Origin of the sequence: Actinoplanes sp. NPDC026619 (genome assembly GCF_040638295.1) — a bacterium.
GTDB lineage: Bacteria > Actinomycetota > Actinomycetes > Mycobacteriales > Micromonosporaceae > Actinoplanes.
On record NZ_JBEZYA010000026.1, the window covers coordinates 46,261 to 70,109 of the forward strand.

The window sequence follows — 23,849 nt, forward strand, 5'->3', positions numbered from 1 at the left end:
CGAATCTGTTCAGGCGACGAGCCGGTGGCCGTCGATCGTGAGCTCTTCCGCCGCATTCCAGGCGACGTCGATCGTGGCGTCGCGGTAGCGCAGGCGGGTGCGGGCGGGCGTGGCGGAGTGGACCTGGGCCTGGTGCAGGCGGCCGTCGCGCCAGCTCAGGGCGACGGTGAAGCCGCCTCGGGCGCGCAGGCCGCGGACCTCGCCGTTCTGCCAGGTCGAGGGCAGGGCGGGCAGCAGCTCGATCTCGTCGCCGTCGGACTGGAGCAGCATCTCGGCGATCGCGCCGGCGCCGCCGGCGTTGCCGTCGAAGGAGTAGATGTTCTGCGGGGCGCCGGCGATGCCGCCCGCCGAGTAGCTCAGCAGGTTGGTTTCGCTGGCGTCGGCGATCAGCCGGGTCACGTGGGCCAGCGCCTGGTCGCCGTTCAGCAGGCGGGCGTAGAAGGCGGCGAAGTTCGCCTCGCCCCACTCGGTCTGCTCCCAGCCGGGCGCCTGCTGCCGGCGTTCGATGATGACCTCGGCGGCGCGGGCCAGGTCGGGGGTGCGGCGCGGGGTGATCTGGCGTTCCGGGAACAGCGCGCACAGGTGGGCGGTGTGCCGGTGAGCCGGGTCGGCCTCGTCGAAGTCGTCCAGCCACTCCTGGAGCTGGCCGTGCCGGCCGATCCGGAACGGGGACAGCTGCTCCCGGGCCGCCTCGGCGCGCGAACGCAGCTCGGGGTCGACGTCGAGGATGGTGGCGGCCCGGGCGCAGATCCGCAAGATCGCCTCGGCGAAGACCCGGTCGGCGGTGCTGCCCATCGCGACCGAGCACGGCGTGCCGTCCGGCGCGACGTACCAATTCTCCGGTGATTCGGCGGGGCCGGCGACCAGCCAGCCGTGGGACGGCTCGGGCGTCAGGTAGGACAGCATGAACCGGGCGGCCTCCCGCAGGACCGGGTAGGCCTGCTCGCGGAGATAGCGCTCGTCCAGGCCGTATTCGTAGTGCTCCCACAGCTGCAGGGCGATCCAGGCGCCACCGGTGACGTTCATGCCCCAGCCGATGCCGCTGCCGGGCGCGGTGTAGCCCCAGGCGTTGGTGACCGTGTGCGCGACCCAGCCGTCCGCGCCGTACATCTGGCGCGCCGTGCTCCGGCCGGCCTCGGCGAGGTTCTGCACGAAACGGACCAGCGGGGCGTGGCATTCGGCGAGGTTGCCCGACTCGGTGGCCCAGTAGTTCTGCTGGGTGTTGATGTCCAGGTGGAAGTCGTTGCACCAGCCCATGCTGCTGGCGACCCCGTCGTTCCAGACACCCTGCAACGCCAGCGGCAGCGGCGAGTCCGCGCGGGAGCCGGCGATGGTGAGGTAGCGGCCGTACTGGAAGTAGAGGGCGATCAGATCGTCGTCGCGGTGGCCCTGGGCGAGACGCTCCCGGCGTACATCCGTGGGAAGGGCGACCGGATCGCCCAGATCGATCGACACCCGGCCCATCAGGCGCCGGTGGTCCGCGACATGAGCGGCGCGCAGCTCGTCGTAGCCGGCAACGGGCACGGAGGCTCGGGCGGCCGGGTCCTCGCCGGCCCAGTCGGTGCCGACCGCCACGACCGCGGTGACCGCGTCCGCACCGGAGATCCGGACCGTGTCACCGTCGCGCCGCAGCGTCCCGCCCTCGACCTCGAACCGGACCCGGATCTCCAGGGCGGTGCCCTGCTGCCCGTCGCTGTGCAGGGTCTCGACGGCGCGGCCGCGGAACGCGAGACCGTCCGCCGTGGCCGTGGTGGTTCCGGGCAGGACGGTGTCATCCAGCGTGGCGGCGAAACTGACGGCCGCCGGCCGGTCCGCCGTGATGCGGAGCGCGATCACGCCGTGCGGGTGGGACGCGAACGCCTCGCGTACGAAATGAGTGCCGTTCTGATCGAACTCGACCCGGACGATGCCGGTGTCGAGGTCGAGAGCGCGCCGGTAGTTGCCGGCCGTGTCGTCGTCGAGGTCGAGGCGCAGCCGGGGCAGGGGCAGGTTGGTGCCGAACGATGCCGGCCGGCCGGGGAGATGCTCCGCGGCCAGCTTCTGCGCCTGCGCGTGCTGACCGGCGAACAGCAGCTCGCGGATGGCCGGCAGCTCACGCAGCGCGGTCGGGCTCACGTCACCCTCCGATGGCGCGCCCGACCACGCGGTCGACTCGGACAGCCGGATGATCTCGGTGCCGACGCCGCCGTACACCATGCCGCCGAGCCGGCCGTTGCCGATCGGCAACGCCTCGAACCAGCGTTCCGCGGGCCTGTCGTAGAACAGTTCGCCGGCCGGCATCAGGCCGTCACCAGATCGCGGAGCCAGCGCAGCTGGACCGGCGCCTGGAAGGTGCCGCCGCCGTCGTGCCGGTTGAACGACCAGACCTGCATCTGCTTCGGGCCGCCGTAGTGGTTGAAGGCGGCGTACACGCAGGACGGCGGGCAGACGTCGTCCTGCAGGCCGACGGAGTACAGCGCCGGCGCGGTGGCCCGGGCGGCGAAATGCACACCGTCGAAATAACCCAGCGTGTCGAAGACCTGCTCGACCCGGTCACGGTTGGTCGCGCAGAAAACGGCGAGCTCCCGGTACGGGTGGGAGTCGGTGATCTCGGCGGCCCGCCGGAAGTGGGTCAGGAAGGGTACGTCGATCAGCGCACCGCGGACGCCGTGATGCAGCCCGGCCACCGCCTGCGCGATGCCACCGCCCTGACTGGCGCCTGCCACCACGATCCGGCCCGGGTCCACGCCCGGCAGGGTGGCGGCCAGGTCCACCGCCCGCACCGCGTCGGTGAACAGCCGGCGGTAGTAGTACTGCTCGGGGTCGAGGACGCCCCGGGTCAGCAGTCCGGAGTGCTGCGGCGTGCTGTCGCCGGGCAGGTCGGGCGTGTCGCCGTCGCCCTGGCCACGGGAGTCCACGACGAGCACGGCATAGCCGGCGGCCGGCCACAGCAGCCACTCGTGCGGCCGGCCGCGGCCGCCGCCATAGCCGATGAACTGCACGACGCACGGCAACGGGCCGTCGGCGCCCGCCGGCGACAGAAGCCAGGCCGCGACTCTGTGCCCGTCGTAGCCACTGAACCGCACATCGGACACGCGCACCCCGGGCAGCAGCGCATCGTAAGGGGTCAGCTCGGCCGCCAGGTCGTGCTGCCGGGCCGACGCCAGCGTGCGCTGCCAGAACGCGTCGAAGTCGGCCGGCTCGGGGAGCGCCGGACGGTAGTCGCGCAACTGCTCGAGCGGGAGGTCGAACATGGCCACGGGGTCAGCCTCCGATGCGGACGAGGTGGACGAGGACGCTGGCATGGTCCCCGTCGGGCAGATCAAGATCAAGACCCGATTGCCGGAGTACGGCGCCGGAGTGCACCCGGCCGGTGTCCTGGTCCCGATAGGTCGCGTCCGGATCGAGCGCGGTCAGTCGCAGGGGCCCAGGCCCGTGGCCGAACGGTCGCGCGGGGCACCAGGCGAGCACCACGAACTGGTCCTCGTAGGCGTACCCCACCGCGGTCAGCGTGCCGTCGCCGGCCAGCCGGTGGGCGGTGCCGTGCTGGACCGCGGGCCGGATGCGCTTGTAGGTGGCGATCAGCGCGGTGGCTTCCTTCAGCTCGTCCTCGGTCCACCGGGCGAGGTCGCCGCCGATGCCGAGCGCGCCGGCCATCGACACGTGGAACCGGAACCGCAGCGGGGTCCGCCGGGCGGTGGCCACGTTCGGGCTGTCGGTCACCCACGCGCTCATGACCTGCGCCGGGAAGAGCTGGCTGAACCCGTGCTGGATGCCGATCCGGTCGACCGGGTCGGTGTTGTCCGACGTCCACACCTGGTCGGTGCGCTCGAGGATGCCCAGATCGGCGCGCCCGCCGCCGCCGGCGCAGGCCTCGATGCGCAGACCGGGGTGATCGGCGCGCAGCCGGTCCATGATCCGGTAGACCGCCCGGGTCTGCTCGATCCACACCCGGTCCGGGTCGCTGTGGCCGGGCCAGCCGGCCTCGGTGAACACCCGGTTCGCGTCCCACTTGAGGAAGTCGATGTCGTTCTCGGCGACGAGGCGGTCGAGCCACGCGTGCGCCCAGGCGGCGGTGTCCGGCCGGGCCAGGTTGAGCACGAGCTGGTTCCGCATCTCGGTCCGCCCGCGGTGGGCCATGTGCAGCACCCAGTCCGGATGGGTCCGGTAGAGGTCGCTGTCCGGGTTGACCATCTCCGGCTCGACCCACAGGCCGAAGCGCATGCCGAGCCGGTGCACCTGCGCCGACAGTGGCCGCAGGCCGTCGGGGAAGCGGTCCGGGTTGGGCGTCCAGTCGCCGAGGCCGGCGTGGTCGTTGACCCGGCCGCCGAACCAGCCGTCGTCGACCACGAACAGCTCGACGCCGAGCCGGGCCGCCCGCGCGGCGAGGGCCGTCTGGCCGGCCTCGTCGACGTCGAACCCGGTCGCCTCCCACGAGTTGTAGAGCACCGGCCGCGATTCGCCGGGATGCGTGAGCACGTGCCGCCGGACGTGGTCGTGCCAGGCCCGGGAGGCCGCCCCGAACCCGCCGGTGGTGAACAGGCCGGCGAACACCGGCGTCTCGAGGGTCTCGCCGGGCGCGAGCGACCAGGTCAGCCCCTCGTGGCCGTGGCCGCCGGTCCAGCTCGTCCGGCCGACCGGGTCGCGCTGCAGGGTGATCCGCCAGCTGCCGCTCCAGGCCAGCGCGGTGCTCCACACCTCGCCGTGCTCCTCGCCGGCGGTGCCGTCGTCGAGGGCCAGCCACGGGTTGGCGTGGTGGCTGGTCATGCCGCGGCGGCTGGTGAAGACGGTCTCGGCCGTCGGCACCTGGGCGCGGCGCAGCTGGAACTCGCTGTTCCAGCCGCCGACCAGGTGGCTCATCCGGTAGTCGACGCGGCGCGGCAGGCTCCAGGCCGCGCTGTCGCACCGCTGCACCGTGATCGGTTCGCGGTCGCCGCGGTTCTCGACGGTCGTCCAGCGCTCGATCACGTCGCTGTCGTCGTGCACCCGGTAGTGCAGGGTGACGCGCAGCGGGTAGTGCCGGTCGTCGAGGTGGATGCGCAGGTGACCCTCGCCGGCGTCGTGCCCGGCGTAGCGCCACTCGACGCCGCGGCCGCCGTCGGCGAAGCGCACCTGGAGACCGGGCGCCCCGAAGCGCGCGCCGCCCTCGGCGGTCAGCTCCTCGGCCCCGCCCGCCGAGTCGAAGCTGCTGCCCGCCGCCGTTGGCCGCGCGGCCAGCTCCGTCGCCTGTGCCAAGGTCAGCGCCGCGCCCCAGTGCACGTGCCGCACGTTGTCGTCCTCGTCGAGCCGGACGGCGTACGCCGTGGACGGGGTGCGCAGCAGCCAGAGGCGCTGGTCAGGCTGGTAAAGCAGGTCGGGCATCTGGATCCTCGTGGTGAAGAGGGGAGGGCAGCCGATGAGCGTGGCGAGCGTAGGTCCGTTTTCGTAGCGAAATCAATACTTGACGAAGGAAATTATTGAGCATAGATTTCGGCCATGTTTCCCGACGGCGAGTCCGTGGCTCCCGCGGTGACGGCCGTCTTCACGGCCGTCCTGACCGAGGGGCCGATCAGCCGCGTCGCCCTCGCCCGCCGGCTCGATCTCTCTTCCGCCGCCGTCACCAAGGCCGCCCGCCCGCTCATCGAGATGGGCTATCTCGAGGAACTGGCCGCCACCGAGCGCACCGGGCCGGGCGCCGGGCGACCGGCCAGCCCGCTGGCCATCCGCGCCGACCGCGAGTTCTTCGTCGGTGTGAAGGTTACCGGCGACGAGCTCATCGGCGTGGTCTGTGACCTCCGCGCCGAGGTCCGGGCCGCAGCGCACCGGCGGCTGGCCGCGGCCGACGTCGACTACGTCCTCACCCAGATCGGCGAGCTCGTCGACGACCTGCTCGACGGCCCCGGCGACTACCGGGCCCGCGCGCGCCGGCTCGGGCTGGCCGTCTCCGGCGACGTCGACCACTCCACCGGCCTGGTGCGATATTCGCCGTTCCTGCGGTGGCGTGACGTGCCTTTGCGGGAACTGGCCGAGAAAATCACCGGCCTGACCGTCACGGTGGAGAACGACGTCAAGGCGCTGACCACCGCCGAGCAGTGGTTCGGCGAGGGCGTGGGCGCCGACTCCTTCGCGCTCGTCACCGTCGGCGCGGGCATCGGCTGCGGCCTGATCGTCGGCGGCCGGCTCGTCTCCGGCGCGCACGGCGTGGCCGGCGAGATCGGCCACGTCAGCTTCGACGCGAACGGCCCCGCCTGCCACTGCGGGAGCCGCGGCTGCGTCGAGGCCGTCGCCGGCGCCGACGCCATCGTCCGGCGGGCCCGGGAGGTCGCCGGCCGCCCCACCCTGACCTTCGACGACGCGGTGGCGCTGGCCCGCGGGGGAGATGCCCCGGTCGGCGCCGTCTTCGCCCGCGCCGGCGACGCGATCGGCGCCGGCATCGCCGCGGTCGCCAACCTGGTCGGCCCGGCCCGGATCGTCGTCTCCGGCGAGGGCCTGTCCGCCTACGACCTGTTCGAGCCGCACATCCGGGCCGGGTTCCAGCGCCAGGCCTTCGGCGCCGCCGCCGACTGCCCGCTGTCGATCCGCCCGCTGCCGTTCGAGGAGTGGGCGCGCGGCGCCGCCACCGTCAGCATCAAGGCCCTCGTCGCCGCTTGAGCGCCTCCCCTATGCTCGATGATCGTCATCGATCGGGAGGCGCTGTGTTCGACGGGAACTGGGACGACGCGGAACGCACCATCGACGACTGGCAGGCCGGTTTCGAGCGGCGCGCGGCGCAGGCACGCGAGCTCGCCGGCCGGATGGCCGGCCTCACGGCGACGGCACGCAGCCAGGACCGGCTCGTCGAGGTGACCGTCGGGCGGTCCGGCGAGCTCACCGATCTCCGGCTCGACGAGGACACCCGGCGGCAGCCGGCGGCGCAGACCGCACGCGACATCCTGGCCACGATCGCGGCCGCCCGGGTGGCGCTGGCCGGGAAGGTGCAGGAGGCGGTCGGCGACACGCTCGGCGCGGACTCGGAGGCGGGCAAGGCCGTCCTCAAGGGTTACCGGACCGGGGAGGAGCCGGCGTGACCGACCAGTTCTCGGTGATCACGCAGGACCTGGCCGCGCACTCGCGAACCGTCGCCACGATCGGGGACGGGGTCAAGGAAGCGGGCGACGCGGGTGGCACGGTGCGGGCCGGTGGTGACGCGTACGGGCAGATCTGCAGTTTTCTTCCGCCCTTGCTCGGGGTGTTGCAGGACGTGCTGATCCAGGGGATCGCGGACAGCGCCGCCGACCTGCAGGACACCGCGGGAAAGCTGCGCGCGACCGTCGACGAATATGAGTCCGTCGACGCGAACAGCGCCGACGCGATCACCCGCAGCGGACGGCTGCCGTGACCAACCCGCTGGTGGCGGCGCCCTCCACCGCGGGGCCCGGCGCGTTCACCGGGATCGCCCCGATCGAGGACTTCCAGCAGATCTACCAGGCCGTGCAGAGCGGATCGTGGGTGGACGGCGCGCTCGGCGTGGCCGGCGGCGCCCTCGACGCGCTGGCGTTCGTGTCCGACCCGATCGGCGGGCTCCTGCAGTACACGCGATGAAGGAGCTCGGCGAGGCGATCCGGGGGCTGCGCAAGGGCGCCAAGGGCGACGACCTCGCCGACATGGGCAAGCGGTCGGACTGGAAGAACCCGGGCGACCGCCCGCAGACGCCGACCCGGCCGCCGGACGGTTACCTGCCCACCGGTGACCCGGTCTATCACGGGCCGAACTCCACGGCCGTCGGGTACGACAGCAGCACGATGCGCAACTTCGATCACGTCCAGCCGGAGCCGGGCGTTCACGACGTGGTCGTGCACGGCGAACCCAACGGCACCTTCCGGCCCGGCGTGGTCGGCGAGGACGGCGGCAAGTACCCGCACAACTACACGAACCCGGAGCAGATCGCGCAGGCCGTGCGGGACAACCCGAACTACGTGCCCGGGCAGCCGGTCCGGCTGGTCTCCTGCCACACCGGCCGGGTGGACGGCGATCTGCCCGGCATGGTGCCGGCCGGTCAGCAGGTGGCCGACTCGCTCGGCGTGCCGGTGACGGCGCCGACGCAGGCGGTCGGCGTGCCGATATACGGTGACGGCAAGTACGTGCCGAAGATCGCCAACAAGCCCAACCTTCCCGAGGGCAAGTGGGTCACCTTCTGGCCCCGGAACACAGGGAGCTGACCGTGCGGACCGCCGGAATGTTCGTCGAACTCGGGCAGACTCGTCACCCGGAGCCGCCGCAGCGCATCGCCGATCACATCGGGGCGCCGCTCGAGGATGCCGACCTGGTGACGCAATACCTCGACAACGGCTATCTGCTGATCGACATGATGGACATCGAGCGGGACGTGCTCGACCCCGCGCAGGAGATCCTCAGCGGGTCGTCGATCCTGACCGACGGCGAGTGGCTGTGGCGGCAGGACCTGTCCTATTACGTACGGCGTCATCACGTCACCCTGCCGCCGGAACTGCTCGCCACCATCCGGGAGCGGCAGTACACGATCCCGTCGGTCGACGAGGAGCGCCTGATCGCCCTCACCGCGGACGCCGACCACCTCGCGTTCTAGGCCGCGTTGCGGTCAATGGTGGACGGCGACGCGGCCCCGGCCGTGGTTCTTGGCCTGATAGAGGTTGCGGTCGGCGTCGGACAGCAGGACCGGCAGGTGGCGGCGGTCGCCGTGATGCACGCCGATGCTGACCGATACCGCCAGGCCGGCGGCCAGGTCGTCCCATGGATACGTCCGTACGGCCTGGAGGATCTGCTGGGCGCGGGCTTCGGGGACGCCCGGGCCCACGTCGGCGAGGATGATCACGAACTCGTCGCCGCCGAGGCGGGCGGCGAGGTCGGTCTGGCGCACCTCGGCGGCGAGGATCTGGCCCAGGCGGGCGAGCACCAGGTCGCCGACGTCGTGGCCGAAGCCGTCGTTGACTCCTTTGAAGTGGTCGACGTCGATCATCATCGCGGCGTATTCGGCGTCGGTGCTCTGCCCGTGGCCGTCCGGGTCGTCGAGGGTGGCGAGATATGCGTGGTAGCCGCGCCTGTTGGCCAAGCCGGTCAGTTCGTCGATCACGAGAGCTCGGCGCAGTTGTTCGTGGTCGCGGCGGCGGCGTTCGACGGCGATGGCGTCCCGCATGCCGGCCATCCGGTCCAGCCGGTCGTTCCATCTCAGGGCGGCCAGTTGGTCGCCGTAGCGCAGCGCGGCGGGCGTCGTGCCGGGCCGCCGGGCGGCGAGGCTCAGGGCGAGAAGGTGGGTGCAGGTCGGCAGGTGCACCTCGACGTGTTCGGTCGGGCCATCGGCCAGCGCGGCCGCGCGGGCGACCTCGCCGGCCTGTGCCGCCTGGATGGCGGCGCCCAGCGCGGCGACGTTGGTGGGCGCCGGTCCGGGTGGACCGATTCCCGCGAGAATGGCCATCAGGTGCAGCTGGGCGTGGTATTGGGCGATCCAGCTCGGTGGCCAGTGGGAGCCGGCCGGTCTGCTGTCGGCCAGGGCTGACCGGGCGAGAGCCGCGGCCTGTTCCCATTCGCCGATCGTGGCGAGCGCGGAGGACCAGTCCAGCATGAGCTCGCATCGGTTGACCGTGACGACCAGCAGTTGCCGGCCCGCGGTGCCGGCCCACCGGCCGGTGACCTCGTCGGTGGTTGCCCGCTCGGCGAGGGTGAGGTACTCGAGCGCCAGTTCCCAGAACCCGAGTTCGTGCGCCACGTTGGCGACCTCGATCAGCGCCGCCACCCGGTGCACCACCGGCTGAGCGGGATTGATCTCGTCGAGCAGCACCACGGCGTCGACCAGCAGCTTCGCCGCGGACTCACCGGCCATGCTCGAACGCCTGCGGTCGGCGTTGCGGGCCGCTTTCACCGCCCCCGACAGCGCCAGCAGCGAGGGTTCTGCCAGTTGAACGGCGGCGCTGAGCATCGCATCGACGTGCCCGGAGTCGTCCTCCGCCATTTCCCGGCAGGCGAGGGAGCGGGCGAAATGCAGCAGCAGTCGTACGTCGTGCCAACCGTTCGCGGCGGCGCTCCGGTCGAGGCTCTCCACCGCCTCGGCGTCGTGTTGCCCCTGCGCGGCCTCGATGAGGAGGTACGCCTGTTCGATGGCCGCGTCGTGCATGGCTACTTGACCTCGACGGGATCGAGAACCGGGTCCGGCGTGTCGGCGACAATGCGGTCGCGGCCGGTCGCTTTGGCCAGATAGAGCGCACGGTCGGCGCGTTGTACCAGTTCGTCGGCGCGTTCCTGGGGGAGCCAGCGGGCCAGGCCGGCGGAGAACGTCTGGCCGCCGGGTGTGCTCCCGCGCAGCCGTTCGACGATCGCCTGGGCCTCGTCGACGGGTAGCCCGGCGATGATTATCCCGAACTCCTCACCGCCGTACCTGGCCAGCACGTCGCCCTCGCGCAGTTGACCGCGCCAGTTCGCCGCGGCGTCCGTCAGCAGTTGGTCGCCGGCCTGGTGCCCGTAGGTGTCGTTGAATTTCTTGAAGAAGTCGAGATCGATCAACCCGATCACGAGTGAGCGCCCGGTGCGGCGGGACACGGCGATCTCCCGTTCGAGCGCGTCATCCCAGGAGCGCCGGTTGGGCACCCCGGTGAGACCGTCCAGGTGTGCCAGCGAGTTGAGCTGCACGGCCTGCCGCTGCATCTGGCCGAGCAGGCCGCGCATCCGGGCCAGGACGAGAAGGAACAGGGCGGTGCTGCCGATCGTGATCGCGGCCCAGTCGATGGTGGTCGGCTCGATGAGACCTTCGATGGTCAACACCGCGGGCGCGAGCAACGACATCGCGGTCAGCAGGGCCAGCCGGGGCGTGGTGAGGGTGGTACTCGGGGGCGTCGCCGGGGTGCTGAGCACCGTCATCGACGGGTGCATGGCCGCGGCGGCGGTGAGGATGTAGGTCAACAGCCACCCGCTGTCGAACAGCGACCAGCCGTCGCTTCCGAGCGCGGAGGAGACACTGAAGCTGATGTCTGACACCAGCCGGGTCAACTGTGCCACCACCAGCATCCAGAACGGCACGGACCGGCCGCCCGCCGCGGCGAGCAACCGGGCGATCATGGCGATCAGCAGGACGTCCCCGACCGGGTAGGCCAGCGCCACCAACTGGTCGAGTTCGCCGGTCCGGTACTGGGCCGCGATCGGCCGCACCAGGAACGACCACGACAGCAGCCCGAGTGCGGTGGAGACCACGGCCGCGTCGAGCAGGCCGGCCCGGTCCTTCCCGTGCGCCCGGGCGCGGACGAGCTGGAACAGACTGATCGCGGTCAACGGGTAGGACAGCAGGTAGAACGGGTCGGCCAGGCTCGGGAAGGCGTCCACCCGAAGGTAGGTCCACAGATAGTCGTAGATCGCGTCGCCGAGGACGGATGCCACCATCCCGGCAAGAAGCAGGTACCAGAGCAACGGCCCGGCGGGCCGGTTCCGCCGAATGCCGATCCAGGTCAGGATCGATGACAGTACGCCGAGGCCCTCGAAGCAGACCGAGGCGACCGGCGTGGATCGGGGCAGCCAGACATAGCTCAGCGCTAGGGGAATCCCGAGCACGAGCCACCAGAACCAGCCGGCACGCCGCACGCCCTTCTGATCGGACGCTACGCCGAGTTCTTGACTATTTCCGGCATAGGGCGTGACCGAGCTGTCAGGGGTGCGGCAGGGGCACCTTCGACCAGTCGGTGTCGGAGGCCAGGTAGAAGCCAGGGTAGGACGGCTGGTTGTAGGTCGTCTGCTGGCGGGCCACCTCGACGCGGTACTGCGGGTCGTGCATCAGGGTGTAAAGCTTGTGCGTGGTCAGGTCGGTGCTCAGGTATATCCGGATCGCGGAGCTGTCCGCCGTACGCAGCAATAGTTCTTCTCGCCAGTCGCCGAAGATGTCGGCGATCAGCGAAGCGGTGCCCTTCGTGCCGTTGTTGGCCAGCGTGCCGGTGGCGGTCAGCACCGGGCCGCGCTTCCAGTCGTCGACGGTCGGGGTGACGTCGATGGCGCCGTTGAGGATCTGCGTGGTCATGTCGCCGGCCCAGCGGATGCTCTGGTTGGTGCCGGGGATGGCGGTGGTCAGCACCTCGCCGGTGGCCTTGTGCAGGCCGAGCGCGTCCGAGCCGCCGGGCAGGCTGGCCCAGTTCTCGATGCCGGGGACCTCCGGCAGCACGTCGCCGATCATCGCGCGCCCGGTGTCGCGGCCGGAGTAGGCGCCGAACAGCACCTCGCCGGTGGCGGCGTCGCGCATGGCCATGCCGTACGGCGCGAAGGTGGCGCCCTCGTGCGCGGTGAAGATCTCCAGGCCGGGGCGGTTCGGGTCGATGTCGGTGACGTGCATGGCGTCGCCGTGGCCGAGCCGCACGTACTCGCCCGGTGCGGCGCTGCCCTCGGGCAGGGTGTCGAACGACGAATAGAGCAGGGAGCCGTCGTTGTCGATGGTCGCGCTGCCGTAGACGATCTCCTGTTTGCCGTCGCCGTCCACGTCGGCCACGCTCAGCGAATGGTCGCCCTGGGTGGTGATCGTGGCGAACTCCGGATCGGTGCCGTCCCGGCCGTGCGGCGAGTCGTTGAACGGATTCGTCATCGGCACCCAGCCCGAATCCACGTACCAGTTCTCGGTGAGCCGGTGACCGTTCCAGCCGTACGCGATGATGGTTGTTCTGGTGTAATAACCGCGAGCGAAGATCGCCGAGGGGTGCCGGCCGTCGAGATAGGCGACGCCGGACAGGAATCGGTCGACCCGGTTGCCCGGCTCGATCCGGGGCATCGCGTAATCGCCCCACATCAGGCCGTCGTCGGTGCGGCCGGGCTTATAGCGTACGGTTTGCAGCTCCCGGCCGGTCGCCCCTTCGAAGACCGTCAGGTATTCCGGGCCGTCCACGATGAAACCGGCGAAATTGCGCAGCGCGTTGCGGGTGCTGCGGGCCGGCGCATAGACGTCCATGAAGTAGTCGGTCAGCGCTCTCGCGTCGCCGTAACCGGGCGCGAGGCCCAGCGCCTCCTCCACCGTCGCCGGCCAGTGCCCGGCCACCACCTCGGGGTGTGCGGGCCAGCTCTCGAACATCCGCACCACGTGCTCGTAATAATCGGCGGCGCTCATCCGGTAGTCGTCGGTATCGCGATAGCCGGCTTTCCGGTCGGCCGACGGCAGGGCGATGTACTTCGAGGACGCCACCGAGCCGTCGTGCCGGTATCGGGTGATCCGGGTGCCGGGGGCGGTCTTGAACATCATTTCCGAGCGGCCGTCGCCGTCGAAGTCGTAGACCAGGAACTGCGTGTAATGCGCGCCGGCCCGCACATTGACGCCCAGGTCGATGCGGTAGAGCTGGGTGCCGTCCAGCTCGTACGCGTCGATGTAGACGTTCCCGGTGTAACCGACCTGGGAGACGTCCTTGGAGTTGGAGGGGTCCCATTTGACGACATATTCGTATTGGCCGTCGCCGTCCACGTCGCCGACGCTCATGTCGTTGGCCGCATAGGTGTAGGCCTCGCCGGCCGGGGTGACCCCGCCGGCGGGCTTGTTCAACGGCAGGTCGTAATGGTTGCTCGACCACGGCGTGGCGGTGGCGCTGCGGCCGCCACGGACCGGCGCCACCTGGTACTTCGACGCCGGGGTGCCGGCCTTGTCGAGGTAGTTGGTGCTGTCGGTGACGGTGGCGATCCGCCGGCCGTCCCGGTAGACCTCGAAGTTCGCGCCGGTCAGGCCGGTGGCCGAGTGGCCGGTGGCCTCCGGGCCGAGCAGCCGCCAGCTGAGGAAGACGCCCTCGGCGGTGGCCGCGGCGACCAGGCCGCGGTCGAGGTGTTCCAGCTCGATGCCGGCGCGACCACCCGCCTGGGCGGGGACCGGCGAGCCGGCCAGGATCAGGGCGGCCACGAGGGCGATACGACTCATCCGGGTCTCCACGGGCCGAGGTAAGCGCTTTCCAGGAGAGTCTCCATCGATGCCCATCTCTGGTCAACGGTTCCTTCAGGATCGTGGCAGCAGAATGGGCGGCTCATCGCGTTGAGAGTGCGGAGTTACCCCCGAACTCGAGGAGTCACCGCAATGGCGTCCCATCGCAAGCGCAGCGGGATCAAGATCGTGGTCGCGGTGGTGGCAGTTGCCACCACCGCGTTCGGGATCGGCACGGCGAACGCGAGCACCCCCGTCCCCGCCGCCGTGGCCTGGGCCGCGCCGCCGGCCAACGCGTCGTTCGACTATCAGATCGGTGAGCCGTATGCGCCGCCGGCCGGGGTCACGGTGGTCAGCCGGGATCACGACGCCGCCGCGGCGCCGGGCCTCTACAACATCTGTTACGTCAACGCGTTCCAGGCGCAGACCGGCGACGAGTCCTGGTGGGAGGCCAACCACCCGGATCTGCTGCTGCGTGACAAGAACGGCGACGTCGTGATCGACGAGGACTGGGACGAGGCCCTGCTCGACTACTCGACCGCGGCGAAGCGGGCCGCGCTGACCACGATCGTGGGCGGCTGGATCGACCAGTGCGGGGGCAAGGGCTTCCAGGGCGTCGAGCCGGACAATCTGGACGCCTACACCCGCTCCGGCGGCCTGCTGACCGAGTCCCAGGCGCTGGCCTACGCGACGTCGTTGATCTCCTACTCGCACGGCAAAGGGCTGGCTGTCGGGCAGAAGAACACCGCCGACCTGAGCAGCGCGAAGGCCAAGCAGGCCGGGTTCGACTTCGCGGTCGCCGAGGAGTGCGCGGACTACGACGAATGCCAGAACTACACCGCCACGTACGGGAACCGGGTGCTCGTGATCGAATACACCGCGAGCCAGTTCAAGAAGGCCTGCAAGCAGTACGGCAGCACGCTGTCGATCGTGCTGCGCGACGTCGACGTCACCGCGCCGGGCTCCCGGTCGTACGTCTTCAAGACCTGCTGAGAAGAAACGTAGTTGAACCCTGGTTTCGACGAATTCGTGCAAGGCCGTGGCTGGGCGTTGCTCCGTTTCGCGTACCTGCTGAGCGGCGACGCCCACCTGGCCGAGGACCTCGTGCAGGAGGTCCTGGCCCGGATGCACCGGCGCTGGGACCGGATCACCGCGATGGAGCACGCCGAGGCGTACGTCCGCACGGCGATCACCCGGCAGTTCCTGTCCTGGCGCCGCCGCCGGTCGGCGCGCGAGTCGATCGTCGCCGAGCTGCCGGAGATCCCGGACGGATTCGAGCCGCAGCAGCGGGTGCTCGCCCGCGACCAGATGTGGCGGCTGCTGGCCGGGCTGCCGCGCGCCCAGCGGGCGGTGCTGGTGCTGCGTTTCTACTGCGACCTGCCGGACGACGAGATCGCGGCGCTGCTCGGCTGCGGCGAGTCGACCGTGCGGTCGCAGGCGTCCCGCGCCCTGACCAGGATGCGGACCATGCTGACGGCGGAGGAGGTGCGCGATGGCGGATGAGCTGGACCGGCTGCTCGCCGAGACACTGCATGGGGCGGCTCATCACGCGCCGGTCGACGACGGGCTGCTGGCCGAGGTGCACCGCCGGTCGGCGAAGCTCCGCCGGCGGCGGGTCGCGCTCTCCGCCGCGGCGGTCGTGCTGGTGGCCGGAGTGCCGGCCGGGTTCGCGCTGGTGGAGCGTCCACCCGTGACGGTGGTCGCGCCGGTCGCGCCGGCGGTGCGGCTCTCGGCCGGCTGGACCGTGCCGGCATTCCCCTACACGCTTCCGGCCACCGAGGGCATGACCGCCCCGGTCGCGCGGATGCAGGACGGCGACCTGATCGCGCTCTTCGAGGCGACCGAACAGCAACACCACGCCGACATCACGGTCACGGTCTCGGCCGCCAAACCGGCCTTCAGCGGCACGGCCTCCGAGAAACAGATTGAGGTACGGGGTAAGAGCGGCACTCTCCGTACGGTCGACGTGCGGCCCGCCAAGCAGCTCACCGTCTACTGGCCGGAAGACTCAGGCCGCTGGATCCGGTTGGCGACCGACGACACGTACACGCCGCAGCAGGTCGTGGCGCTCGCCGACGCGCTCACCCCGGCGTCGGTCGCTATGGCCGCACCGTTCCGGCTCGACCTGAGCCCGGCCGGCCTGACCGCCGACACGATCACCGAGTCGAGGATCAGCTTCGGCGGCGGCGCCGTGACGATCGTCCTGCGAAAGCGGCTGGCCCTCGGCACCCCGAACGAGCAGGTCGGCCCCTACGAGGCAGTGCTGACCGACGACAAACTCGACGTCGACGTGACCGACTGGAACGCCACCCTGGAGCTCACCGGCCACACCGATCTCCTGCGCCTGGCGGCCGGCGTGCACATCCTCGACCGATCGAATCCGGAGTCTTGATTATTTCGGGTTGATCCGAAATAGTTGGCCCGGTGACCGCACTCGCCGACGACGAAGCCGACGAGCTGCTGCGTGCCCTGGCCCACCCCGCCCGCCGGGAGATACTCCGGCGGTGCTGGGACCAGCCGATGCCGGCGGGCACGCTCGCCGATGCGCTCGACCTGGCGCCGGCCAGCGTGTCCGAGCACCTCAAGGTCCTGCGCAAGACGGGCCTGGCCGTGCTGACCCGGGAGGGCACCTTCCGGTGGTACCGGGCCGACCCGCACCGGGTCGCCGCGCTCGCCGCGTGGCTGACCTCGTTCCCGACCGAAACGCCCTGAGGAGAGGTCCCATGCAGAGTCCCGTCGTGCACTTCGACATCACCGGCCCGCACGAGGAGAAGCAGCACGTCTTCTACGCCGACCTGCTCGGCTGGCGGGTGGACGCCAAGGGCCCCGGCTACGCCCTGGTGCAGACGCCGGACGGCGGTCCGAACGGCGCGCTGATCGACGCCGGCACGGCCTCGGTGACGATCGGCGTCGCGGTCACCGACCTCGACGCGGCGCTGATCCGCGCCGTCGAACTGGGCGGTTCCGTGCTCATGCCGCGCACCGACAACGGCTGGGTCGTGAAAGCACAGGTGACCGACCCGGCCGGCAACGTCCTGACGCTGATCCAGCAGTAACCGCCGCCGGTCGCTGCCCCGGTGCGGTCGGTGGTCAGCCGACGTGGACGTGGGGGCGGCGGCTGCGGTGGGGTTCGGCCTGGCGGATCATTTCGCGGGTGACCGGGGCGACCTCGCCCTGACCGAAGATCAGGTAGCGGGCGAAGTTGGCGACCGGGTTGCCCTCGGTCCACTCGAAGTAGATGTGCGGGCGGCGGTTGGTGTTGTCGCGGATCCAGAGCAGCAGGGCGGCGATGGCGCTGGGCACCGAGGAACTCGTCATCGACAGCACGCGGTAGCGGTGGTGGAGCACCTCACCGCGTACGTGCAGATCGGTTTCGAAATCGGAGGCGTCGACGACGGTGACCTCGACGAAGATCACGTCGCGGTCGTCGGTCATGTCGTTGTCGGCGAGGATCTGCGCGATCTTCTCGCTGTACTCGCGGGCGTCGCGGCTGTCCGGCTCGTTGGCGACCAGGCGGATCTGGCGGCGGCCGCACTCGCGCAGGAAACCCGTCGCGATCTCGTCGGCGTCGATGGTGGTGACGCGTAGCTCGAAGGCGCGGTAGAGGCGGGAGAGGAACGACACGACCAGGATCGCGAGGATGAAGCACGCGGCGATCTTCACGCCGTCGGGGCGTTCCACCACGTTGGCGATGGTGGTGTAGACGAAGATCAGCGAGATCGCCGCGAAGGCGATCGTGCGCCCGTGCTGGCGGCGGCGCCGGGCGGAGAGGGTGACCGCCGTGGCGGCCGAAGTGATCAGGACGAGCACGCCGGTGGCGTAGGCGCCGCCCTGGGCGTCCACGCTCGCGTGGAAGACGATCGTGATCAGGAAGGCGGTGCCGGTGAAGACCAGGACCATCGGCCGTACGGCCCGGGCCCAGGACGGCGCCATGCCGAACTTGGGCAGGTAACGGGGGACCAGGTTGAGCAGGCCGGCCATCGCGGACGCGCCGGCGAACCAGAGGATCGCGATGGTCGACACATCGTAGATCGTGCCGAAGGCGCTGCCCAGGTTCTCGTGCGCGAGGAAGGCCAGCGCCCGGCCGTTCGCGGCGCCGCCGGCCTTGAACTGGTCCTGCGGGATCAGCACGGTGGTCACCACGCTGCTGCTGATCAGGAAGACGCTCATGATCCCGGCCGACGTGGTCAGCAACTGCTTCGCGCCGTGGATGCGGGCCGGCAGGTTGCCCTTGATGTGCGGCATGACGGCGACGCCCGTCTCGAAGCCGGACAGGCCGAGCGCCAGCTTCGGGAAGACCAGCAGCGCGATGCCGACCATCATCACCGGATTGCCGTGCTGGGTGGTGAGCGCATCGGTCCAGTCACCGACGGCGTGCGGGTGGGTGATGACGCGCCACAGACCGTCGCCCACGACGATGACGTTCAGGAACAGGTAGACGCCGACCAGCCCGACCGCGATGCCGATCGCCTCGGTGAAGCCTTTCAGGAAGACCGCGCCGAGCAGGGCGATCAGCAGCAGCGTGATCAGCACCTCGTGCCCGCTCAACGACGACGGCAGGAACGGGTTCTCGTCGATGTGCGCGGTGGCGTCGGCCGCCGACAGGGTGATCGTGATGATGAAGTCGGTGGCGGCGAACCCGAGCAGCACCAGGACGAACAGCTTGCCCTTCCAGAAGGAGAGCAGCCGGACCAGCATGGCGATCGAGCCCTCGCCGTTCGGGCTCTCGGCCGCCACCCGGCGGTAGACCGGCAGCGCGCCCAGGACGGTGACCAGGATGAGGATCAGGGTCGCGATGGGGGAGAGCACCCCGGCGGCGAGGGCGGCGATGCCGGGCTGGTAGCCGAGGGTGGAGAAGTAGTCCACGCCGGTCAGGCACATGACCTTCCACCAGGAGTGCGGCTTCTCCTCCTGCGGCTGGGCGTGCGGGCCCTGATGCTGTTGCGAGCGGTCGGTCAGACCCTTGAGCAGCCAGTCGCGGGCAGCGTGGCTCTCGGTAACGGCCATCGGCCCTCCCACCTCGGTTTCGCACACCCGTCCCGGACCTGGGGCCGTGCGCCGTCGTGGGAAAAGTCTGTCACCGGCGACCGCCGGTCGTCCGCACGCCGGCGTTAATACGGCGTATATAAGCGCCCGGCCGGCGTAGTCATCGCGTCAACGCCGATGACAAGGGGGATCGCGGCGAGCTGTGCTTCTGGACGCAAGCATTGCCACCCCTCGTCAAGGAGTCCTTCCGTGGCTGATCTCGTGTTCGTCCTTCTCACGGTGGTGCTGTTCGCAGCGCTGACCGTGCTGATCCGGGCGGTCGAACGCTGGTGAGCGCCGTCAACGTCATCGGTCTGATCGTCGCCGTCCTGCTGGCCGCCTTCATGGTGGCCGCCCTGCTGTTCCCGGAGAAGTTCTGATGACCGGCTGGCTCTTCGTCATCTCGCTGGTGATCGCCCTGGTGGCGGTCTACCGGCCGTTCGGCGACTACATGTACCGCGTGGTCAGCGGCACCAAGGACGCGCGGGTCGAGCGGGGCATCTACCGCCTCGTCGGGGTGGACGCCAAGGCGCAGCAGACCTGGGGCGTCTACGCCCGGAGCGTCCTCGCCTTCTCCGCCGTCTCGATCCTCTTCCTCTACCTGTTCCTGCGCGTGCAGAACCGGCTCTGGCTCGCGCTGGGCATGCCGCAGATGAACACACACGTCTCGTGGAACACCGCGGTCAGCTTCGTCACCAACACCAACTGGCAGGCGTACGCGGGTGAATCCGCGCTCGGGCACCTGGTGCAGATGGCCGGCCTCGCCGTGCAGAACTTCGTCTCGGCGAGCGTCGGCATCGCGGTCGCGGTCGCGCTGATCCGTGGGTTCGCCGGCCGCCGGACCGAGACGCTCGGCAATTTCTGGGTCGATCTGACCCGGATCACCATGCGCGTACTGCTGCCGATCTGTGTTCTGGCGACTTTGATCTTCATGATCGCCGGGATGGTGCAGAACCTCTCCGGCGGCACCGACGTCACCACCCTCACCGGCGCGACCCAGCACATCACCGGCGGGCCGGTCGCCTCCCAGGAGGCGATCAAGGAGCTCGGCACCAACGGCGGCGGCTTCTACAACGTCAACTCGGCGCACCCGTTCGAGAACCCCACGACCTGGACGAACTGGCTGCAGATCTTCCTGATCTTCCTGATCCCGTTCAGCCTTCCGCGCGTGTTCGGCCGGATGGTCGGCCAGAACCGGCAGGGCTACGCGATCGTCGCGGTGATGGCGGTGCTGGCCATCACGAGCATCGCGCTGACGGTCGGTTTCGAGGTGCACGGCGGCGGCACGGTGCCGCAGTCGGTCGGCTCGGCGATGGAGGGCAAGGAGGTCCGGTTCGGCATCCCCGACTCGGCGACCTTCGCCGCGGCTACGACCCTGACCTCGACCGGCGCGGTGAACTCGTTCCACGACTCGTACACCCCGTTCGGCGGGATGATGCCGATCGTCAACATGATGCTCGGCGAGGTCGCCCCCGGCGGTGTCGGATCGGGCCTCTACGGCCTGCTCATCCTGGCGACGATCACGGTCTTCGTGGCCGGCCTGATGGTCGGGCGCACCCCGGAATACCTGGGCAAGAAGATCGGCGCCCGGGAGATGAAGCTGGCCTCGCTCTACTTCCTGGTCACCCCGGCGGTGGTGCTGATCGGCACGGCGGCGGCCTTCGCCACCGGAAACAACAGCACGGCGCTCAACGTCGGCCCGCACGGCCTTTCCGAGGTCCTGTACGCCTTCACCAGCGCCGGCAACAACAACGGCTCCGCGTTCGGCGGCATCACCGTCAACACTCCCTGGTGGGACACCGCGCTCGGCCTCGCGATGTTCATCGGCCGCTTCCTGCCGATGGTGCTGGTGCTGGCGCTGGCCGGCTCGCTAGCCCGGCAGAAACCGACCCCGGAGTCCGAGGGCACGCTGCCCACCCACCAACCCCTGTTCGTCGGCATGGTCGTCGGCGTCACCATCGTGCTCGTCGCCCTGACCTTCCTCCCCGCCCTCGCGCTCGGCCCCATCGCAGAAGGTTTGTCATGACTCTGTCAGCGGAAAAGCCGGTCGCGCAGGCGGCGGTGAAGCCGGGGCTCATGCAGCCCCAGCAGCTCTGGAAATCCCTGCCGGACGCGTTGCGCAAGCTCGACCCGCGCACCCTCTGGCACAACCCGGTCATGCTCATCGTCGAGGTCGGCGCGGTCTTCACCACCGTCCTGTCGATCACCGACGCCAGCGTGCTGGCCTGGACGATTACGGTCTGGCTGTGGCTCACCGTCGTCTTCGCCAACCTGGCCGAAGCGGTCGCCGAGGGCCGCGGCAAGGCCCAGGCGGCCTCGCTGCGCGCCGCCAAGCAGGACACCATGGCCCAGTTGCTGGACGGCGGCCTGGTCCCGGCGACCGAGCTCAAACAGGGCGACGTCGTGGTGGTCGTGGCCGGCGAGATCATCCCCGGGGACGGCGACGTCATCGAGGGCATCGCCAGCGTCGACGAGTCGGCCATCACCGGCGAGTCGGCCCCGGTCATCCGCGAGTCGGGTGGCGACCGTTCGGCCGTCACCGGCGGCACCAAGGTGCTCTCCGACCGGATCGTCGTCAAGATCACCCAGAAGCCGGGGGAGAGCTTCGTCGACCGGATGATCGCCCTGGTCGAGGGGGCCAACCGGCAGAAGACGCCGAACGAGATCGCGCTGAACATCCTGCTCGCCGCTCTGACGATCATCTTCCTGCTGTCGGTGGTGACGCTCCAGCCGCTCGCCATCTTCTCGAAGGCCTGGCAGGCGGCGGCGCCGGACACCGCGGCGATCGACGCGCACGGCGTCACCGGGATCGTGCTGGTCTCGCTCATCGTCTGCCTGATCCCGACCACCATCGGCGCGCTGCTCTCCGCGATCGGCATCGCCGGCATGGACCGGCTGGTGCAGCGCAACGTGCTCGCCATGTCCGGCCGCGCGGTCGAGGCGGCCGGCGACGTGAACACGCTGCTGCTCGACAAGACCGGCACGATCACGCTCGGCAACCGGCAGGCGGCCGAGTTCGTCCCGGTCGACGGCATCACCGCGGCCACGCTGGCCGACGCGGCGCAACTGTCCAGCTTGGCCGACGAGACACCCGAGGGCCGCTCGGTGGTGATCCTCGCCAAGAACGAGTTCGGGCTGCGGGAACGGGAGCCCGGACTGACGGACGACGCGACGTTCGTGCCGTTCACCGCGCAGACCCGGATGAGCGGCGTCGACCTCGGCGACCGGGAGGTGCGCAAGGGCGCGGCCTCCGCCGTGATGAAGTGGGTCCGCGACAACGGCGGGCACCCGACCGAAGAGGTCGGCGAGATCGTCGACACGATCAGCAGCACCGGCGGCACCCCGCTGGTCGTCGCCGAGCACATCGCCGGCGAACCGGCGCGGGCGCTGGGCGTCATCCACCTCAAGGACGTGGTCAAGGAGGGCATACGGGCGCGGTTCGACGAGATGCGCAAGATGGGCATCCGCACCGTGATGATCACCGGCGACAACCCGCGCACCGCGAAGGCGATCGCCGACGAGGCCGGCGTCGACGACTTCCTCGCCGAGGCGACGCCGGAGGACAAGCTCGCCTACATCCGCAAGGAGCAGGAGGGTGGCCGGCTGGTCGCGATGACCGGCGACGGCACCAACGACGCGCCGGCCCTCGCCCAGGCCGACGTCGGCGTGGCGATGAACACCGGCACGTCGGCCGCGAAAGAGGCGGGCAACATGGTCGACCTCGACTCCGACCCGACCAAGCTGATCGAGATCGTGGAGATCGGCAAGCAGTTGCTGATCACGCGGGGCGCCCTGACCACGTTCTCGATCACCAACGACATCGCCAAGTACTTCGCGATCATCCCGGCCATGTTCGCCGGGGTCTACCCGGGCCTCGACACGCTGAACGTGATGCGGCTGCACTCGCCGGGCTCGGCGATCCTGTCCGCGGTCATCTTCAACGCGCTGGTCATCGTAGCGCTCATTCCACTGGCGCTGCGCGGCGTGCGGTACACCCCGTCGAGCGCGAGCGCGCTGCTGCGCCGCAACCTCTGGATCTACGGCCTCGGCGGCGTGATCGCGCCGTTCCTCGGCATCAAACTCATCGACCTGCTCATCCAGTTCATCCCGGGGATCTGAGTATCATGCGACTCCCTGCCTGGCTTGCCCAGCACCTCGCCGCGCTCCGTGCGCTGCTCGTCTTCACCGTCCTGCTCGGACTCGCCTACCCACTCGCCTTCGTTGCCCTCGGTCGCCTGCCCGGCCTGTCCGGCAAGGCGGACGGGTCGCTCGTGGCCAACGGCAGCACCCTGATCGGGCAGGCGTTCACCGACGCCGACGGCAACCCGATCGCCAAGTACTTCCAGAGCCGGCCCTCCGCAGCCGGCGACGGCTACGACCCCACCGCCACCTCGGCCGGCAACCTCGGCCCGAACAGCATCGTCGACACCCTGTCCGACAACCCGGACGATGCGTCGCCGAGCCTGCTCACCCAAGTCTGCGCTCGCAGCCTCGCCGTCGGCAAGCTCGAAGGCGTCGACGGGCGGCGGCCGTTCTGCACCACCGACGGGGTCGGCGCGGTTCTCGCGGTCTTCCACCGCGACGGTTTCACCGGCCCGGTCACCCGGGTGGTGTCGGTCAACCAGACCGGCGCCCCGTTCCTCGCCACCTACGATGGCGTCACCGTCGAACCGGCCAAGAACGGCGAGGACTACCAGGCGCTCGGCGGCGTGATCACCCCGATCCGGGGCGACGCCCCGGCCGACCCGGTGGTGCCGGCCGACGCGGTCACGGCCGGCGCCAGCGGACTCGACCCGGACATCAGCCCGGCGTACGCCGCCCTGCAGGTGCCCCGGATCGCCCGGGAGCGCGGCCTCTCCGTCGACGCCGTGCGTGCCCTGGTCAAGGAGTACACCGACGACCGGGCCCTCGGCTTCCTCGGCGAGCCCGGCGTCAACGTGCTCCAGCTCAACCTCGCGCTCGACAAGCAGAAATAAGTAAGGAGGGCGGCGCC

22 protein-coding genes are annotated in these 23,849 nt (G+C 70.4%); 15 read left to right on the top strand and 7 right to left on the bottom strand.

The window, feature by feature from the left end; translation table 11 throughout:
* Window positions 1-9: 9 nt before the first annotated feature.
* Genes AB0E90_RS40325 through AB0E90_RS40335 form a run of 3 tightly spaced genes read right to left on the bottom strand, consistent with a single transcriptional unit; the run spans window position 10 to window position 5,340 of the window.
* The gene (locus AB0E90_RS40325) at window positions 10-2,280 is read right to left on the bottom strand and encodes a glycoside hydrolase N-terminal domain-containing protein (RefSeq protein WP_360417574.1); all 2,271 of its coding nucleotides are present in this window, start codon (window positions 2,278-2,280) and stop codon (window positions 10-12) included.
* Window positions 2,280-3,239 (bottom strand): acetylxylan esterase, encoded by a 960-nt coding sequence (locus AB0E90_RS40330; RefSeq protein WP_360417575.1) that lies wholly within the window; start codon window positions 3,237-3,239, stop codon window positions 2,280-2,282. The genes AB0E90_RS40325 and AB0E90_RS40330 overlap by 1 nt, the downstream gene beginning before the upstream one ends.
* A gap of 4 nt (window positions 3,240-3,243) precedes the next feature.
* Complete coding sequence (locus AB0E90_RS40335) at window positions 3,244-5,340, bottom strand: alpha-galactosidase (protein ID WP_360417576.1); 2,097 nt, start codon at window positions 5,338-5,340, stop codon at window positions 3,244-3,246.
* Window positions 5,341-5,454: 114 nt separating this feature from the next.
* Here AB0E90_RS40335 and AB0E90_RS40340 point away from each other — a divergent pair, with 114 nt between their 5' ends.
* The 6 genes from AB0E90_RS40340 to AB0E90_RS40365 are packed head-to-tail and all read left to right on the top strand — an operon-like array spanning window position 5,455 to window position 8,542.
* Window positions 5,455-6,609 (top strand): ROK family protein, encoded by a 1,155-nt coding sequence (locus tag AB0E90_RS40340; RefSeq protein ID WP_360417577.1) that lies wholly within the window; start codon window positions 5,455-5,457, stop codon window positions 6,607-6,609.
* Between the two features lie 44 nt (window positions 6,610-6,653).
* Window positions 6,654-7,025 (top strand): YbaB/EbfC family nucleoid-associated protein, encoded by a 372-nt coding sequence (locus AB0E90_RS40345; protein WP_360417578.1) that lies wholly within the window; start codon window positions 6,654-6,656, stop codon window positions 7,023-7,025.
* Window positions 7,022-7,336: a type VII secretion target gene (locus AB0E90_RS40350; RefSeq protein ID WP_360417579.1), complete on the top strand. Its 315-nt coding sequence runs from the start codon at window positions 7,022-7,024 to the stop codon at window positions 7,334-7,336. Before AB0E90_RS40345 ends, AB0E90_RS40350 begins: the two co-directional genes overlap by 4 nt.
* The gene (locus tag AB0E90_RS40355) at window positions 7,333-7,539 is read left to right on the top strand and encodes a hypothetical protein (RefSeq protein WP_360417580.1); all 207 of its coding nucleotides are present in this window, start codon (window positions 7,333-7,335) and stop codon (window positions 7,537-7,539) included. The genes AB0E90_RS40350 and AB0E90_RS40355 overlap by 4 nt, the downstream gene beginning before the upstream one ends.
* Window positions 7,536-8,156: a hypothetical protein gene (locus AB0E90_RS40360; protein ID WP_360417581.1), complete on the top strand. Its 621-nt coding sequence runs from the start codon at window positions 7,536-7,538 to the stop codon at window positions 8,154-8,156. Before AB0E90_RS40355 ends, AB0E90_RS40360 begins: the two co-directional genes overlap by 4 nt.
* Before the next feature lie 2 nt (window positions 8,157-8,158).
* Window positions 8,159-8,542, top strand: a complete 384-nt coding sequence (locus AB0E90_RS40365; protein WP_360417582.1) for a hypothetical protein — start codon at window positions 8,159-8,161, stop codon at window positions 8,540-8,542.
* Window positions 8,543-8,554: 12 nt separating this feature from the next.
* On the opposite strand, the gene AB0E90_RS40370 is transcribed toward AB0E90_RS40365, so the two are convergent.
* The 3 genes from AB0E90_RS40370 to AB0E90_RS40380 form a co-directional block, all read right to left on the bottom strand.
* Window positions 8,555-10,084 (bottom strand): GGDEF domain-containing protein, encoded by a 1,530-nt coding sequence (locus AB0E90_RS40370; RefSeq protein ID WP_360417584.1) that lies wholly within the window; start codon window positions 10,082-10,084, stop codon window positions 8,555-8,557.
* A gap of 2 nt (window positions 10,085-10,086) precedes the next feature.
* Complete coding sequence (locus AB0E90_RS40375) at window positions 10,087-11,538, bottom strand: GGDEF domain-containing protein (protein WP_360417585.1); 1,452 nt, start codon at window positions 11,536-11,538, stop codon at window positions 10,087-10,089.
* Between the two features lie 64 nt (window positions 11,539-11,602).
* Window positions 11,603-13,831 (bottom strand): rhamnogalacturonan lyase, encoded by a 2,229-nt coding sequence (locus AB0E90_RS40380; protein WP_360417586.1) that lies wholly within the window; start codon window positions 13,829-13,831, stop codon window positions 11,603-11,605.
* Window positions 13,832-13,984: 153 nt separating this feature from the next.
* Between AB0E90_RS40380 and AB0E90_RS40385 the strand changes: the two genes are divergently transcribed.
* Genes AB0E90_RS40385 through AB0E90_RS40405 form a run of 5 tightly spaced genes read left to right on the top strand, consistent with a single transcriptional unit; the run spans window position 13,985 to window position 16,887 of the window.
* On the top strand, window positions 13,985-14,824 hold the full coding sequence (locus AB0E90_RS40385; protein WP_360417588.1) for an endo alpha-1,4 polygalactosaminidase: 840 nt from the start codon (window positions 13,985-13,987) through the stop codon (window positions 14,822-14,824).
* Between the two features lie 12 nt (window positions 14,825-14,836).
* Window positions 14,837-15,334 (top strand): SigE family RNA polymerase sigma factor, encoded by a 498-nt coding sequence (locus tag AB0E90_RS40390; RefSeq protein WP_360417589.1) that lies wholly within the window; start codon window positions 14,837-14,839, stop codon window positions 15,332-15,334.
* Entirely contained in the window at window positions 15,324-16,223 is a 900-nt protein-coding gene (locus AB0E90_RS40395) for a hypothetical protein (protein ID WP_360417590.1), read from the top strand. The genes AB0E90_RS40390 and AB0E90_RS40395 overlap by 11 nt, the downstream gene beginning before the upstream one ends.
* A gap of 32 nt (window positions 16,224-16,255) precedes the next feature.
* Window positions 16,256-16,543, top strand: a complete 288-nt coding sequence (locus AB0E90_RS40400; RefSeq protein WP_360417591.1) for a metalloregulator ArsR/SmtB family transcription factor — start codon at window positions 16,256-16,258, stop codon at window positions 16,541-16,543.
* Window positions 16,544-16,554: 11 nt separating this feature from the next.
* Complete coding sequence (locus tag AB0E90_RS40405) at window positions 16,555-16,887, top strand: VOC family protein (RefSeq protein ID WP_360417592.1); 333 nt, start codon at window positions 16,555-16,557, stop codon at window positions 16,885-16,887.
* A gap of 34 nt (window positions 16,888-16,921) precedes the next feature.
* Here AB0E90_RS40405 and AB0E90_RS40410 read toward each other — a convergent pair whose 3' ends face one another.
* On the bottom strand, window positions 16,922-18,838 hold the full coding sequence (locus tag AB0E90_RS40410; protein ID WP_360417594.1) for an amino acid transporter: 1,917 nt from the start codon (window positions 18,836-18,838) through the stop codon (window positions 16,922-16,924).
* Between the two features lie 308 nt (window positions 18,839-19,146).
* On the opposite strand from AB0E90_RS40410, the gene kdpF reads away from it, so the two are divergent.
* The 4 genes from kdpF to AB0E90_RS40430 are packed head-to-tail and all read left to right on the top strand — an operon-like array spanning window position 19,147 to window position 23,832.
* Window positions 19,147-19,236 carry a K(+)-transporting ATPase subunit F gene (kdpF, locus tag AB0E90_RS40415; RefSeq protein WP_203733356.1) on the top strand — a complete coding sequence of 30 codons (90 nt, stop codon included), beginning with the start codon at window positions 19,147-19,149 and terminating at the stop codon, window positions 19,234-19,236.
* Entirely contained in the window at window positions 19,236-20,882 is a 1,647-nt protein-coding gene (gene kdpA, locus AB0E90_RS40420) for a potassium-transporting ATPase subunit KdpA (RefSeq protein ID WP_360417595.1), read from the top strand. The genes kdpF and kdpA overlap by 1 nt, the downstream gene beginning before the upstream one ends.
* Window positions 20,879-22,975, top strand: a complete 2,097-nt coding sequence (gene kdpB, locus AB0E90_RS40425; protein WP_360417596.1) for a potassium-transporting ATPase subunit KdpB — start codon at window positions 20,879-20,881, stop codon at window positions 22,973-22,975. Before kdpA ends, kdpB begins: the two co-directional genes overlap by 4 nt.
* A 5-nt stretch (window positions 22,976-22,980) precedes the next feature.
* The gene (locus tag AB0E90_RS40430; RefSeq protein WP_360417597.1) at window positions 22,981-23,832 is read left to right on the top strand and encodes a potassium-transporting ATPase subunit C; all 852 of its coding nucleotides are present in this window, start codon (window positions 22,981-22,983) and stop codon (window positions 23,830-23,832) included.
* Window positions 23,833-23,849 lie beyond the last annotated feature (17 nt).

What these genes read in the sequence shown, in the direction of transcription:
- kdpA (WP_360417595.1), top strand. Translation starts at nt 19,236, where the DNA reads ATGACCGGCTGGCTCTTCGTCATCTCGCTGGTGATCGCCCTGGTGGCG.
- AB0E90_RS40380 (WP_360417586.1), bottom strand. Translation starts at nt 13,831, where the DNA reads ATGAGTCGTATCGCCCTCGTGGCCGCCCTGATCCTGGCCGGCTCGCCG.
- AB0E90_RS40405 (WP_360417592.1), top strand. Translation starts at nt 16,555, where the DNA reads ATGCAGAGTCCCGTCGTGCACTTCGACATCACCGGCCCGCACGAGGAG.
- AB0E90_RS40385 (WP_360417588.1), top strand. Translation starts at nt 13,985, where the DNA reads ATGGCGTCCCATCGCAAGCGCAGCGGGATCAAGATCGTGGTCGCGGTG.
- kdpB (WP_360417596.1), top strand. Translation starts at nt 20,879, where the DNA reads ATGACTCTGTCAGCGGAAAAGCCGGTCGCGCAGGCGGCGGTGAAGCCG.
- AB0E90_RS40335 (WP_360417576.1), bottom strand. Translation starts at nt 5,340, where the DNA reads ATGCCCGACCTGCTTTACCAGCCTGACCAGCGCCTCTGGCTGCTGCGC.
- AB0E90_RS40360 (WP_360417581.1), top strand. Translation starts at nt 7,536, where the DNA reads ATGAAGGAGCTCGGCGAGGCGATCCGGGGGCTGCGCAAGGGCGCCAAG.
- AB0E90_RS40430 (WP_360417597.1), top strand. Translation starts at nt 22,981, where the DNA reads ATGCGACTCCCTGCCTGGCTTGCCCAGCACCTCGCCGCGCTCCGTGCG.
- AB0E90_RS40340 (WP_360417577.1), top strand. Translation starts at nt 5,455, where the DNA reads ATGTTTCCCGACGGCGAGTCCGTGGCTCCCGCGGTGACGGCCGTCTTC.
- AB0E90_RS40370 (WP_360417584.1), bottom strand. Translation starts at nt 10,084, where the DNA reads ATGCACGACGCGGCCATCGAACAGGCGTACCTCCTCATCGAGGCCGCG.
- AB0E90_RS40325 (WP_360417574.1), bottom strand. Translation starts at nt 2,280, where the DNA reads ATGCCGGCCGGCGAACTGTTCTACGACAGGCCCGCGGAACGCTGGTTC.
- AB0E90_RS40395 (WP_360417590.1), top strand. Translation starts at nt 15,324, where the DNA reads ATGGCGGATGAGCTGGACCGGCTGCTCGCCGAGACACTGCATGGGGCG.
- AB0E90_RS40410 (WP_360417594.1), bottom strand. Translation starts at nt 18,838, where the DNA reads ATGGCCGTTACCGAGAGCCACGCTGCCCGCGACTGGCTGCTCAAGGGT.